Source organism: Pantoea sp. VS1 (assembly GCF_002207995.1).
In the GTDB taxonomy this organism is placed as follows: domain Bacteria; phylum Pseudomonadota; class Gammaproteobacteria; order Enterobacterales; family Enterobacteriaceae; genus Pantoea; species Pantoea dispersa.
The window spans coordinates 107,048-120,997 of the sequence record NZ_NHZE01000009.1 but is presented as its reverse complement, the minus strand read 5'-3'; the positions used below and the strand labels follow the sequence as shown (position 1 = coordinate 120,997).

The 13,950-nt window shown below is 59.3% G+C and carries 10 protein-coding genes; 7 read left to right on the top strand and 3 right to left on the bottom strand.

Going from position 1 to position 13,950, the window contains the following annotated elements; genetic code table 11:
• Positions 1–26: 26 nt before the first annotated feature.
• Both CBW22_RS05280 and fdhD read right to left on the bottom strand, forming a co-directional pair.
• A complete protein-coding gene (locus tag CBW22_RS05280) occupies positions 27–1,142 on the bottom strand; it encodes a glycosyltransferase family 9 protein (RefSeq protein ID WP_088516187.1) in 1,116 nt (371 codons plus the stop codon).
• Positions 1,143–1,346: 204 nt separating this feature from the next.
• Positions 1,347–2,177 carry a formate dehydrogenase accessory sulfurtransferase FdhD gene (gene fdhD, locus CBW22_RS05275; protein WP_088516186.1) on the bottom strand — a complete coding sequence of 277 codons (831 nt, stop codon included), beginning with the start codon at positions 2,175–2,177 and terminating at the stop codon, positions 1,347–1,349.
• Between the two features lie 143 nt (positions 2,178–2,320).
• On the opposite strand from fdhD, the gene fdnG reads away from it, so the two are divergent.
• The 7 genes from fdnG to selB all read left to right on the top strand — a co-directional run bounded on the left by fdnG (position 2,321) and on the right by selB (position 11,828).
• The gene (gene fdnG, locus CBW22_RS05270) at positions 2,321–5,368 is read left to right on the top strand and encodes a formate dehydrogenase-N subunit alpha (protein ID WP_088516185.1); all 3,048 of its coding nucleotides are present in this window, start codon (positions 2,321–2,323) and stop codon (positions 5,366–5,368) included.
• 12 nt (positions 5,369–5,380) lie between these two features.
• Entirely contained in the window at positions 5,381–6,280 is a 900-nt protein-coding gene (fdxH, locus tag CBW22_RS05265; protein WP_021506856.1) for a formate dehydrogenase subunit beta, read from the top strand.
• Entirely contained in the window at positions 6,280–6,921 is a 642-nt protein-coding gene (fdoI, locus tag CBW22_RS05260) for a formate dehydrogenase cytochrome b556 subunit (RefSeq protein WP_031279592.1), read from the top strand. The genes fdxH and fdoI overlap by 1 nt, the downstream gene beginning before the upstream one ends.
• Positions 6,921–7,847, top strand: a complete 927-nt coding sequence (gene fdhE, locus CBW22_RS05255) for a formate dehydrogenase accessory protein FdhE (protein WP_058770768.1) — start codon at positions 6,921–6,923, stop codon at positions 7,845–7,847. Before fdoI ends, fdhE begins: the two co-directional genes overlap by 1 nt.
• Before the next feature lie 131 nt (positions 7,848–7,978).
• Positions 7,979–8,590, top strand: a complete 612-nt coding sequence (locus tag CBW22_RS05250) for a glutathione S-transferase (RefSeq protein ID WP_021506859.1) — start codon at positions 7,979–7,981, stop codon at positions 8,588–8,590.
• Between the two features lie 8 nt (positions 8,591–8,598).
• Positions 8,599–9,978, top strand: a complete 1,380-nt coding sequence (selA, locus tag CBW22_RS05245) for an L-seryl-tRNA(Sec) selenium transferase (protein ID WP_088516184.1) — start codon at positions 8,599–8,601, stop codon at positions 9,976–9,978.
• A complete protein-coding gene (gene selB / locus CBW22_RS05240; RefSeq protein ID WP_088516183.1) occupies positions 9,975–11,828 on the top strand; it encodes a selenocysteine-specific translation elongation factor in 1,854 nt (617 codons plus the stop codon). The genes selA and selB overlap by 4 nt, the downstream gene beginning before the upstream one ends.
• A gap of 51 nt (positions 11,829–11,879) precedes the next feature.
• Here selB and glyS read toward each other — a convergent pair whose 3' ends face one another.
• Entirely contained in the window at positions 11,880–13,949 is a 2,070-nt protein-coding gene (glyS, locus tag CBW22_RS05235; protein ID WP_058781907.1) for a glycine--tRNA ligase subunit beta, read from the bottom strand.
• Between the last annotated feature and the right edge of the window lies 1 nt (position 13,950).

Below are 13,950 nucleotides of genomic sequence, written 5' to 3'. Positions count from 1 at the left end.
TACTGACGGCACGGTGACCTCATCGATTATGGCTGAACCAGCGTGAGGATTTTTTGGCTTATTTTCTCAACCAGCCGTCCGTCATTTTTAAAAACAAACTCATCGGAAAATATCTGATGGCCGTTACTGTAGCCAGGCGACCACAGCTGATTATTTTTCAGTGAGTCCTGATAGATGCCAACCAGGGCTTTGTTATAAGCCGCCGAGATATGCACCACGGCGGTATCGGGAGTAATCACGCAATCACTTTTCTTAACCGCAGCGAAAGCGTGATACAGCGAGGGAACGCGGTATAACTTCGCGGGGTGCAGCGATGCCTGTTCCAGCGCGCCTTTGTGATCAAGCACCACGATATTGGTAGCTGCATTGTGCCTGACAATCGCCCCGATTAGCTCATTCAGCTGCTGCTCAGAGAGGTCACGATCGGCATGACTGGCATAAATATTGATTAAAATATTGTGCTCATCAGCGGAAAACATGCCGGACTGGTGAATTTCGGCATCAATTCGCTCAGGGTAAAATATTTCATAATTCAGTCCACCAACCGTCTCAACCTGAAGATAGTCAAGAACCGCACGATAAATATTTTTAACGTGGTTATTAAGGTGATCGAACTGAATGTTGATATCGTAAGGTTTAAGCCAGCCTGGCTTGTTGAAACCCAGCGTCATTTTAGGATTGATATCGGCAATCATTTTGGGCATATACAGCGCGGTTTGCCAGATAGCCGTATCGATCAATAAATCGTAAGCATTGTCTCTCAGGAGGGTAACGACCTCACTCCCGATGGCGGTGTCATATTTATCGCGCTGATGACAATCGCTGAAACTCTCCGAGAGATAGATGTTGTGAATATACGGGTTATGTCGGAAAAGGCTCTCATTCTCCTTTACCGCCAGAATATCTACACGATACCCGGCTTCAAACAGCGCTCTGAGAAAACACGTAGAAACAATGGCATCGCCGATTTTACCTTCATTGCGAACCAGCAGAATGGATTTGATATCCTGTCTATTCTGTTTGTGGCCTGAAGACTTTTTCCATTTCCTTGCTGCAAAATAAAGATCAAGAGAATATTTAATCTCTTTCTTTAAATAATTACGCCTGCGATTCAGCTGCCGCAGCTTTTTAATTAAAGCCATAATGGATATATTATTATTGATTGAGACGTTAATGATAGCGCATCAACTTCTTCATTCCTATCAAAAATAATGTCACATTAAAAACTATTGCATGCATATTATTTAGCAGGCTAACCAGAAAAGCGCAGCGTAATAAAAGATTGCCTGACACCTCCCGGTACGCTACACGCCGCGAACGATAAAATTCCCGGCATGTACCGCTCATCAACCGTTGATCAGACGCTGCGGATGGCTGTACACCGTGGCGCGTCCCGGTTTAGAAAAACCGACCAACGTCAGGTTACAGCGCTCGGCCACCTCAACGGCCAGCTGGGTAGCGGCCGAGACGGCAAACAGGATCTCTACGCCGCACATGGCAGATTTTTGCACCATCTCATAGCTGGCGCGGCTGGAAACCAGCACCGCGCCCTGCTGCCAGTGCTGCTGGCTGCGCTGACCCAGCAGCTTATCCAGCGCCACGTGGCGCCCCACGTCTTCGCAGCCGCCCTGCAGTTCACCCTGCGGCGACATCCACGCGGCGGCGTGCGTACAACCGGTCAGATTGCCGATGGGCTGGAAATCGCGCAGCTGTGCCAGCCCGTTATCGAGGCAGGCCAGATCGAAGGTCTGCGTAAACGGCAGCGGCTGCACCGGCTTGCCGATTTGATCCAGCTGCTCCACCCCGCACACGCCGCAACCGGTGCGGCCCGCCATGGCGCGACGCTGCGCCTTCAGCGCCATAAAACGCCGGCTGGAGAGTTCGATCTGCACTTCGAACCCATTGCAGCCCGGCACCACATCCATGCCATAGATCTCGCCGGGTTGCTCAATAATGCCTTCGGAGAGCGAAAAACCGAGCGCAAAAGCCTGCAGATTATCCGGCGTCGCCATCATCACCACGTGTGAAATGCCGTTGTAGACCAGCGCCACCGGCACTTCCTGCGCCAGCCAGTCGCTTTCCGCTTCGGTAATCGTGTGGCGCTGCCATACGGTGGTCTGGCTCAGTCCTGCGATCTCATTCACATTCTGGTTACTTTTTTGCTGTTTCGCTTTCACTTCTCTCGTCTCGCATAACAACCACATTAAAGTAGTGGTAATATCAGGTCGCTTTTGACGCAATCCTGCGTGGAGCCATTCTGAACCCCGGCTCCATCCAGCGCAAAAAAATTATTACAGCAATGTCGACTCAAGGATTACCCATGAACGTCAGCCGAAGAAAATTCTTCAAGATCTGCGCTGGCGGTATGGCAGGAACCATGGCAGCACTGCTCGGCTTTACGCCGGAAGCCGCGCTGGCGGAAACACGGCAGTATAAGTTGCTGCGTGCCCGCGAAACCCGTAATACCTGCACTTACTGCTCAGTCGGCTGTGGCCTGTTAATGTACAGCCTCGGCGATGGCGCAAAGAACGCCAAAGAGACCATTTTCCACATCGAAGGGGATCCGGACCATCCGGTGAGCCGCGGCGCGCTCTGTCCGAAAGGCGCGGGCCTGCTTGATTTTGTCCACAGCGACAGCCGTCTGAAATATCCGGAATACCGTGCGCCAGGCTCCGACAAATGGCAGCGCATCAGCTGGGATGACGCCTTTACGCGCATCGCGCAGCTGATGAAAGCCGATCGCGACGCCAACTTTATCGCGCAGAACGCCGCCGGCGTGACGGTAAACCGCTGGCTCTCCACCGGCATGCTGTGCGCTTCGGCCTCCAGCAACGAAACCGGCTACTTAACGCAAAAATTTACCCGATCGCTCGGTATGCTGGCGGTCGACAACCAGGCACGCGTCTGACACGGACCAACGGTAGCAAGTCTTGCTCCAACATTTGGTCGCGGTGCGATGACCAACCACTGGGTCGACATCCGTAATGCCAATCTGGTTGTGGTGATGGGCGGAAACGCTGCTGAGGCGCATCCGGTCGGTTTCCGCTGGGCGATGGAAGCCAAAATTCACAACAAAGCCAAACTGATTGTTATCGATCCGCGCTTCACGCGCACGGCATCGGTGGCAGACTTTTACACGCCTATCCGCCCCGGCACCGACATTGCCTTCCTGTCGGGTGTGCTGCTGTGGCTGCTGCAGAATGACAAAATCCAGCATGAATATGTGCAGGCGTATACCAATGCCAGCCTGATTGTGCGGGAGGATTACCATTTCGACGATGGCCTGTTCAGCGGCTACGACGAAGCCAATCGCAAATATGACAAAACCAGCTGGAACTACGAGCTGGGCGACGACGGCTTTGCCAAACGCGATGACAGCCTGAGCCATCCGCGCTGCGTCTGGAATCTGCTGAAGCAGCACGTCAGCCGTTATACGCCGGAAATGGTCGAGCGCATCTGCGGCACGCCAAAAGCGGATTTCCTGCACGTCTGTGAGCTGATTGGCGAAACCAGCGCGCGCGACCGCACCACCTCGTTCCTGTATGCGCTGGGCTGGACACAGCACTCGGTCGGGGCGCAGAACATTCGCACCATGGCGATGATTCAGCTGCTGCTGGGCAATATGGGGATGGCCGGCGGCGGCGTCAATGCGCTGCGCGGACACTCCAATATTCAGGGTCTGACCGATCTCGGCCTGCTGTCGCAAAGCCTGCCGGGCTATATGACGCTGCCGTCGGAAAAACAGACCGATCTCACCAGCTATCTGGCGGCGAACACGCCGAAGCCGACGCTGCCGGGCCAGGTGAATTACTGGGGCAACTACCCGAAATTCTTCGTCAGCATGATGAAAGCCTTCTTTGGCGATAAAGCGCAGGCGGAGAACAGCTGGGGCTTTGACTGGCTGCCGAAGTGGGACAAAGGCTACGACGTGCTGCAGTACTTCGAGATGATGTCGCAGGGCAAGGTCAACGGCTATCTGTGCCAGGGCTTTAACCCGGTGGCGTCGTTCCCGAACAAGCGCAAAGTGATTGATTCGCTGTCGAAGCTGAAGTTCCTCGTCACCATCGACCCGCTCAACACCGAAACCTCGACCTTCTGGCAAAACCACGGCGAGTTTAACGATGTCGATCCGGCGCAGATTCAGACCGAAGTGTTCCGTCTGCCGTCGACCTGCTTTGCCGAGGAGAACGGCTCAATCGTCAACTCCGGCCGCTGGCTGCAGTGGCACTGGAAAGGTCAGGATGCGCCGGGCGAAGCGCTCAACGACGGTGAAATTCTCTCCGGTATCTATCTGCGTCTGCGTGAGATGTATGCGCGCGAAGGCGGTGCACAGCCAGAGCCGGTGCTGAACATGACCTGGAACTACCTGACACCCGACAATCCGGCCTCGGAAGAGGTGGCGATGGAGAGCAACGGCAAGGCGCTGGCGGACATCTACGATGACAAAGGCACGCTGCTGGTGAAAAAAGGCCAGCAGCTCAGCACCTTTGCCCATCTGAAAGATGACGGCAGCACCAGCAGCGGCTGCTGGATTTTCGCCGGTAGCTGGACACCGGACGGTAACCAGATGGCGCGCCGCGATAACACCGATCCGAGCGGGCTGGGCAATACGCTGAACTGGAGCTGGGCGTGGCCGCTGAACCGTCGCATCCTGTATAACCGCGCCTCCGCCGACCCGCAGGGCAACCCATGGGATCCGAAACGCCAGATCCTCAAATGGGATGGCAGCAAGTGGGGCGGTATGGATATTCCGGACTACAGCACGGCCGCACCGGGCAGTAACGTCGGGCCGTTTATCATGCAGCCGGAAGGCATGGGCCGCCTGTTCGCCATCGACAAAATGGCAGAAGGACCGTTCCCGGAGCACTACGAGCCGTTTGAAACGCCGCTCGGCACCAACCCGCTGCACCCTGACGTGGTCTCCAACCCGGCCGCGCGCGTATTCAAAGACGATCTGGCGGCGATGGGCAAAGCGGAGCAGTTCCCGTATGTCGGCACCACGTATCGTCTGACCGAGCATTTCCACTACTGGACCAAACACGCGTTGCTTAACGCCATCGCGCAGCCGGAACAGTTTGTGGAGATTGGAGAGAAGCTGGCGAACAAGCTCGGCATCGCCCAGGGCGATACGGTGAAGGTGAGCTCCAACCGCGGCTATATCAAAGCCAAAGCGGTGGTCACCAAGCGCCTGCGTCCGCTCAACGTCGATGGCAAAACTGTCGATACCATTGGCATCCCGATTCACTGGGGCTATCAGGGCGTGGCGAAAAAAGGCTTTATCGCCAATACCCTGACGCCGTTTGTCGGTGACGCCAACACGCAAACGCCGGAGTTTAAGGCGTTCCTGGTTAACGTCGAGAAGGTGTAACGGAGAACGAAGATGGCTTATCAATCGCAAGACATTATCCGCCGCTCCGCCACCAATGGTTTCACGCCTGCCCCGCAGGCGCGTGACCATCAGCAGGAAGTGGCGAAACTGATCGACGTCACCACCTGCATCGGCTGTAAGGCGTGTCAGGTCGCGTGTTCAGAGTGGAACGACATTCGCGACGAGGTCGGTCATAACGTCGGGGTGTATGACAACCCGGCGGATTTAACCGCCAAATCCTGGACGGTGATGCGTTTCTCGGAAGTCGAGGAGAACGGCAAGCTGGAGTGGCTGATCCGCAAGGATGGCTGTATGCACTGCGCCGACCCCGGCTGCCTGAAAGCCTGTCCGTCGGAAGGCGCGATTATTCAGTACGCGAACGGGATCGTCGATTTTCAGTCGGAACAGTGCATTGGCTGCGGCTACTGCATCGCCGGCTGTCCGTTTGACGTGCCGCGGCTGAATAAAGACGACAACCGCGTGTATAAATGCACGCTGTGCGTCGATCGCGTTAACGTCGGTCAGGAACCGGCGTGCGTGAAAACCTGTCCGACCGGGGCGATTCACTTCGGCAGCAAAAGCGATATGCAGCAGCTGGCTGCCGATCGCGTCGCCGAGCTAAACACGCGCGGCTATGCCAACGCCGGGCTGTACGATCCGGCTGGCGTCGGCGGCACGCACGTCATGTACGTGCTGCACCACGCCGACAAACCGCAGCTGTATCACGGCCTGCCGGCCAACCCGAGCATCAGCCCGGCGGTCACCTTCTGGAAAGGCGTCTGGAAACCGCTGGCTGCTATCGGCTTTGCCGCCACCTTCGCCGCCGCGGTGTTCCACTACGTTGGTGTCGGTCCGAACCGGGTGGAAGAGGACGACGACGAAAACCTGCATGAAAAAGAGGAGCGCGAATGATGAAAAAGCGCGATCGTCTGGTGCGCTACAGCGCGCCGGAACGCATCAATCACTGGATTGTCGCGTTCTGTTTTGTGTTTGCCGCGCTCAGCGGACTGGGTTTCTTTTTCCCGTCGTTTAACTGGCTGATGCACGTGCTCGGCACGCCACAGCTGGCGCGTATTCTGCACCCGTTCGTCGGCGTGGTGATGTTTGCTGCCTTTATTATCATGTTCTTACGCTACTGGAAGCACAATCTTATCCAGCGCGACGATCTGGTATGGGCGAAAAATATCCGCAAAATCGTGCGTAATGAAGAGGTGGGCGATACCGGGAAATACAACTTCGGGCAGAAGTGTGTGTTCTGGGCTGCTATCATCAGCTTAGTCTTGCTGCTGGCGAGCGGAATTGTCATCTGGCGCCCCTGGTTCGCCGGGTACTTCACCATTCCGCTGATTCGCGCCGCGCTGGTGGTGCATTCGGTCTCGGCTGTGGCACTGATCATGACGATTATGGTGCATATTTATGCCGCCCTGTGGGTGAAAGGCACCATTACCGCCATGGTTGAGGGCTGGGTACCGGCCGCGTGGGCGAAGAAACATCACCCACGCTGGTATCGCGAGCAGCGCCAACGCCAAACACAACAGGAAAAACGTCCCTGATGAGTATTCGCATCATCCCGCAGGAGCAGCTGGAGAAGAGCGAAAAGAACACGGCGGAGCAAGTTCCGCCGTTACTTTTCCCCCGGCTGAAAAATCTCTACAGCCGCCGTGCGGCGCGGTTGCGTGATCTGGCGGCGAAAAATCCGCTGGGCGACTACCTGCGTTTTGCCGCGGTGATCGCGCAGGCCCAGGAAATCGTGCTGTATGACCATCCGCTGCAGATCGATCTGCATCAGCGGCTGGCAGAGAGCGCGCAGCAGGGCAAACCGCCGCTGGATATCCACACTTACCCGCGCGATGTGCACTGGCAGCGGCTGCTGCATTCGCTGATCGCCGAGCTGAAGCCAGAGATGAGCGGCCAGGCGCTGGCGGTGCTGGAGAATCTGGAGAAGGCCTCGTCCACCGAGCTGGAAACCCTTGCCAGCGCGCTGCTGGAGGGCGAATTCGCCCAGGTCAGCAGTGATAAAGCCCCGTTCATCTGGGCGGCGCTGTCAATTTACTGGGCGCAGATGGCGGCGATGATCCCCGGCAAAGCGCGGGCCGAATATGGCGAGCACCGTCAGTTCTGCCCGGTGTGCGCCAGCGTGCCGGTCGCCAGCGTGGTGCACATGGACGTTGGCCAGCAGGGTCTGCGTTATCTGCACTGTAATCTGTGCGAAAGCGAGTGGTACGTGGTGCGCAGCAAGTGCTCGAACTGCGAGCAAACGCGCGATCTGCATTACTGGTCGCTGGACAGCGAGCAGGCTGCCGTGAAAGCCGAAAGCTGCGGCGACTGCGGTACCTATCTGAAGATGCTATACCAGGAGAAAGATCCGGCGCTGGAACCGGTGGCCGACGATCTCGCCTCGCTGGTGCTGGATGCCCGCATGGAGCAGGAAGGATTCGCGCGCAGCAGCCTGAATCCGTTTATGTTTCCCGGGGATTGATGCAGTAAATTTACTCATTCTGCGATTTGTAGCGGCGCGATTTATCGCGCGGTTTTGCACCATCAAACCCTGCGCGATAAATCGCGCCGCTACAATGTGGAGCCTGGCATTTATCGCAACGGAGACATCTGATGAAACTGATTGGCAGCTATACCAGCCCGTTTGTGCGCAAAATCTCAGTGATCCTGCTGGAAAAGGGCCTGGTGTTTGAATTCGTCAACCACTCTCCGTGGGAGCCTGACAGCCACGTCCCGCAGTACAATCCGCTGGGTAAAGTGCCGGCCTTCATAGATGACCAGCAGCTGACCTGGTTTGACTCCTCGATCATTGCTCAGGTGATTGAGCTGCGTGGCGATGCGCCTGCCCTGCTGCCCGACGACGCACTGCGCGCCCTGCAGATCCGCCAGCTGGAGAAGCTGGCCGACGGCATCAATGATGCGGCGGTGATGATCGTGCGCGAACAGATGCGTCCCGGCGATCGGCAATCGGAAGAGGTGCTGCTGCGTAATCGCGAGAAAATTGCACGCGGCCTCGACGCGCTGGAAACCGCCGCCGCGCAGGGCGAGTTGCTCAACAGCGGCACGCTCAACCTCGCCGATATCGCCACCGGCTGCACCCTGGGCTATCTCAATTTTCGCCGCGTGCTGCCCAACTGGTGCGTCAATCGCCCGGCGCTGGTTAAACTGGCAGAGACCTTGTTCGAGCGGGAAAGCTTTGCCCGTACGGTTCCGCCCACCCACTAAGTGATGTGATGAAAGCCCTCTACAGTCAGCTCCCTGCCATCGACAGCCTGCTGCGCGATCCAGCGCTGCAGCCGCTGCTGGCACAAACCGGTACCGCCTTTATCACGCGCCAGCTGCGCGGCATGCAGCAGGAGGCGCGCGACCACATTCAGCAGCATCAATCGTTACCACACTGGCACGCCAGCTGGCCGGATGAAGCGCTGCGCCGCGCGCAGCAGCAGCAGCAAAGCGCGCTGCGCCCGGTGTTTAACCTGACCGGCACCGTGCTGCACACCAATCTCGGGCGCGCGCAGCTCAGCGATCGCGCCATCGCGGCGGTCAGCGCCTGTTTGCGCCAGCCGGTAACGCTGGAGTATGCGCTGGACGACGCGGCGCGCGGCCATCGCGATCGCGCGGTCAGCGCACTGCTGTGCGAGCTAACCGGCGCCGAAGCTGCCTGTATCGTCAATAACAACGCCGCTGCGGTGCTGCTGATGCTGGCCAGCCTGGCAGCGGGCCGCGACGTGATTATGTCGCGCGGCGAACTGGTGGAGATCGGCGGCGCATTCCGTATCCCTGACGTGATGCGCCAGGCGGGCTGCCGATTGGTGGAGGTCGGCACCACCAATCGCACCCATCTGAAGGATTATTGCGGCGCCATCGGCGAGGATAGCGGCCTGCTGATGAAGGTACATACCAGTAATTACCAGATTCAGGGCTTTACCCATGCCGTGTCTGAAGCCGAGCTGGTGCAGTTAGGCGACGCGCACGGCCTGCCGGTGATCAGCGATCTCGGCAGCGGTTCGCTGGTGGATATGACGACGTACGGGTTACCGCCTGAACCGATGCCGCAGCAGCTGATTGCGGCCGGCGTGAGCCTGGTGAGTTTCTCCGGTGACAAACTGCTGGGTGGCCCGCAGGCCGGGATTATCGTCGGAAAAAAAGCGCTGATTGACCAGCTGCAACAGCATCCGCTGAAGCGCGCACTGCGCGTCGATAAAATGACGCTGGCGGCGCTGGAAGCGACACTGCAGCTCTACCGTCAGCCAGAAACCCTGCACGAGGCGCTGCCAACACTGCGCCTGCTGACGCGCAGCGCGCACGATATTCTGCAACAGGCTGAACGTCTGATGCCGGCGCTGGAGCACGCCTTCAGCGCCGATTTTTCGCTGGCGATCGCTGCCTGTTCCTCGCAAATTGGCAGCGGTTCGCTGCCGGTCGAACGCCTGCCCAGCTTTGCTATCACCTTCACGCCACGCGACGGTCACGGCAGCCAGCTCAACGCCCTGGCGCAGCGCTGGCGCCAGCTGGCACGCCCGGTGATCGGCCGCCTGCAGGAGGGCAAACTGTGGCTGGATTTACGCTGCCTTGATGACGAAGCCGCCCTGATACGGACCTTAGTACCATGATTATTGCCACGGCCGGACATGTCGATCACGGTAAAACCGCGCTGTTGCAGGCCCTGACCGGTGTTGATGCCGATCGCCTGCCGGAAGAGAAACGGCGCGGCATGACCATCGATCTCGGTTATGCCTACTGGCCGCAGCCCGATGGCCGCACCCTGGGCTTCATTGATGTGCCTGGCCATGAAAAATTTCTCGCCAACATGCTGGCCGGCATCGGCGGCATTCATCATGCGCTGCTGGTGGTGGCCTGTGACGATGGCGTGATGCCGCAGACGCGTGAGCATTTACAGCTGCTGAGCCTCGCCGGACAGCCGCCGCTGAGCGTGGCGCTGACCAAAGCCGACCGCGTTGACGCCGCACGCATCGCGGAGGTGCAGCAGCAGGTCGCGCAGCTCACGCAGCAGCTCGGCTGGCCAGCGGCAGCGCAGTTTGTTACCAGCAGCCATACGCAGCAGGGCATTGAAACGCTGCGCCAGCACCTCAGCAGCCTGAACGCACCGGCGTTTGAGCCTGGCCGCCGTTTCCGCCTCGCCATCGACCGCGCTTTCACGCTGAAAGGCACCGGGCTGGTGGTCACCGGCACCGCGCTGAGCGGTGAAGTCAGGGTGGGCGACACGCTGTGGCTCAGCAGCCTGAACCTGCCGCTGCGCGTGCGGGCGCTGCATGCGCAGAACCAGCCAGTGACGCGCGCGCAGGCGGGCGAGCGTATCGCGCTGAATATCGTCGGTGACGTGGAGAAGGCACAGATTACGCGCGGCGACTGGCTGCTGGCGCAGCCGCGTCCCGCCGGCACGCAGCGGCTGATCGTTGCACTGCGCCTGCTGCAACCGCTGAAAACGGCCTCACAGCCGGTGCATCTGCATCACGCGGCCAGCCACGTCACCGGGCGCTTAACGCAGCTCACGGACGATGTGGCTGAACTGGTGCTCAACCAGCCGCTGTGGCTGGCGGAAAACGATCGGATCATTATTCGCGACAGCAATGCGCAGCACACGCTGGGCGGCGGACGCGTACTGCTGTGCGACAGCAAAAAGCGCGGTAAACGCCAGCCGGACTACCTGCAGTGGCTGCAGCAACTGGCCGCGGCGCGCGATGACAGCGCCAGCCTGCAGGCGCATCTGGCGTATCAACCAGCCGCATATGACGAGCTCGGCTGGGCGCGCCAGCTCACTGCGCCGGCGCTGGACTCGCTGCTGCTGCCGCTGAATCCGGTACGGCTGGGGACCAGCCTGATGAGCGACACCATGGCCAGCGCCTGGCAGCAGCGTTTACGGGAAGCGCTGAGCGCCTTCCACCAGCAGCATCCGGAGCTGCCGGGCATCGGCCACGATCGCCTGCGCCGTGTGGCGCTGCCGCATGCGCCGGTACCGCTGGTGCCGGGATTAATCGACCAGATGCTGGCACAAGGCGAGTTGCGGCAGAAACAGGGCTGGCTGCACCTGCCCGACTTCGCGCCGCGCTTTAATCCGCAGGAAGCCACGCTGTGGCAGCAGGTCGAGCCGCTATTCAGCGACCAGCCGCTGTGGGTGCGCGACATTGCCGATGCGCTGCAGCAGGATGAAGAGCAGATTCGCGGTTTATTGCTCACCGCGGCGCGTCTCGGCCATATCACAGCGATCGTGCGCGATCGCTACTACCGCAGCGTGCAGATCCAGATCTTCGCCGATCTGATTCGTCAGCGCGCGGCCGCCGGAGGCAGCACCAGCGCCGCCGACTTCCGCAACCAGCTGGGTACCGGCCGCAAAGTCGCGGTGCAGATTCTGGAATTCTTTGACCGCAGCGGCTTTACCCGCCGTCGCGGTAACGATCACCTGCTGCGCGACGCGCGCCTGTTCACCTCTTCTGCCGCCTGAAACAAAAAAAGGGACGATTGCTCGTCCCTTCGGTTCACTTCTGCCCATCGCTTACTGCAGCAGCGAAATGTCCGCTACCTGCAGGAACAGCTCGCGCAGTTGCGCCAGCAGCGTCAGGCGATTGATACGCACCGCTTCGTCATCGGCATTCACCATGACGTTGTCGAAGAAGTTATCCACCGCTTCGCGCAGCTGCGCCAGCTCCACCAGAGCATCCTGATAGCGGCCTTCCGCAAAGTACGGCTGCAGCTTGTCGCCCAGCGCGGTGACAAAGGTCGCCAGCTGAATTTCAGCATTCTCTTTCAGCAGGGACGCCTGCACGCTGTCGTTCAGGGTTTCGGTGGCTTTCGCCAGGATATTCGACACGCGCTTGTTAGCCGCCGCCAGCGCCGAGGCCGCTTCCAGCGTACGGAAGTGCGAAACCGCCTTCATACGTGCATCGAAATCGGCCGGACGGGTTGGACGACGCGCCAGCACCGCCTGAATGGTGTCAACGCTATGGCCCTCTTCCTGATACCAGGCGCGGAAACGGCCCAGCATGAAGTCGATGACATCATCAACTACGTTGGCGTTGCTCAGCTTGCTACCGTACAGGCGCACCGCTTCTTCCGTCAGGGTTTGCAGATCGAGCGGCAGGTTCTTCTCCACGATGATACGCAGCACGCCCAGCGCGGCACGACGCAGCGCAAACGGGTCTTTATCGCCTTTCGGATGCTGTCCGATGCCGAAGATACCGGCCAGGGTATCCATTTTATCGGCAATCGCCACGGCGCAGGCCACCGGGCTGGACGGCAGATCGTCACCGGCGAAACGCGGCTGGTACTGCTCGTTAAGTGCGACCGCCACATCTTCCGCTTCACCATCGTGGCGCGCGTAGTGCATGCCCATCACACCCTGGGTGTCGGTGAACTCGAACACCATATTGGTCATCAGGTCGCACTTCGACAGCAGGCCGGCGCGCGTGGCGTGATTGACATCAGCGCCAATCTGCGCGGCAATCCAGCCGGCCAGCGCCTGAATACGGTCGGTTTTGTCACGCAGCGTACCCAGCTCTTTCTGGAACAGCACGGTTTCCAGACGCGGCAGGTTATCTTCCAGACGCTTTTTGCGGTCGGTGTTGAAGAAGAACTCGGCATCGGCCAGACGCGGACGCACCACTTTTTCATTACCGGCAATGATCTGCTGCGGATCGCGCGATTCAATGTTAGTGACGAAGATGAAGTTGGGCAGCAGCTGGCCATCTTCCGCGTAAACCGGGAAGTACTTCTGATCCCCTTTCATGGTGTACACCAGCGCTTCAGCCGGTACCGCGAGGAACTTCTCTTCAAACTTCGCCGTCAGCACCACCGGCCACTCCACCAGCGAAGCCACCTCTTCCAGCAGGCTGTCGCTCAGGTCGGCTTTACCGCCCAGCTGCTGCGCGGCGGCTTCGGCATCGGCTTTGATTTTGGCTTTACGCGTGGCGTAATCGGCGATCACTTTACCGCGCTCCTGCAGCAGCTGCGGATATTGATCGGCATTATCCAGCGTCAACTCCGGCTCGCCCATGAAGCGGTGGCCGCGAATGACGCGATCGGACTGAATACCGAGGATGGTGGCCGGAATCAGCTCATCACCCAGCAGCAGCGTCACGGTGTGCACCGGACGCACGAACTGCACGTCGCTGGCGCCCCAGCGCATCAGTTTTGGAATCGGCAGCTTGCTCAGTGCGGTCGCGACCATCGCCGGCAGCAGCGCCTGCGCGCTTTCGCCTTTTACCGCAGCACGATGCACCAGCCACTCGCCTTTGTCAGTGCTGAGACGCTCAGCCTGCTCTACGGTAATGCCGTTGCCACGTGCCCAGCCTTCTGCCGCTTTAGTCGGCTTGCCTTCGGCATCAAACGCCGCAGCGACGGCCGGGCCACGCTTTTCTACTTCGCGATCGGGCTGCGCGGCCGCCAGCTGTGCCACCTTCAGCGCCAGACGACGCGGTGCCGCAAACCAGCTGACGTCGCCGTGCGCCAGGCCGGCGCTGTCGAGCTCAGCGGTAAAGTGCGCAGCAAAGGCTTCTGCCAGGCTGCGCAGGGCTTTCGGAGGCAACTCTTCGGTGCCAATTTCCACCAGGAAAGTTTTATCGGTCATG

What these genes read in the sequence shown, in the direction of transcription:
- CBW22_RS05280 (WP_088516187.1), bottom strand. Translation starts at nt 1,142, where the DNA reads ATGGCTTTAATTAAAAAGCTGCGGCAGCTGAATCGCAGGCGTAATTAT.
- fdxH (WP_021506856.1), top strand. Translation starts at nt 5,381, where the DNA reads ATGGCTTATCAATCGCAAGACATTATCCGCCGCTCCGCCACCAATGGT.
- fdoI (WP_031279592.1), top strand. Translation starts at nt 6,280, where the DNA reads ATGAAAAAGCGCGATCGTCTGGTGCGCTACAGCGCGCCGGAACGCATC.
- fdhE (WP_058770768.1), top strand. Translation starts at nt 6,921, where the DNA reads ATGAGTATTCGCATCATCCCGCAGGAGCAGCTGGAGAAGAGCGAAAAG.
- CBW22_RS05250 (WP_021506859.1), top strand. Translation starts at nt 7,979, where the DNA reads ATGAAACTGATTGGCAGCTATACCAGCCCGTTTGTGCGCAAAATCTCA.
- selA (WP_088516184.1), top strand. Translation starts at nt 8,599, where the DNA reads ATGAAAGCCCTCTACAGTCAGCTCCCTGCCATCGACAGCCTGCTGCGC.
- selB (WP_088516183.1), top strand. Translation starts at nt 9,975, where the DNA reads ATGATTATTGCCACGGCCGGACATGTCGATCACGGTAAAACCGCGCTG.
- glyS (WP_058781907.1), bottom strand. Translation starts at nt 13,949, where the DNA reads ATGACCGATAAAACTTTCCTGGTGGAAATTGGCACCGAAGAGTTGCCT.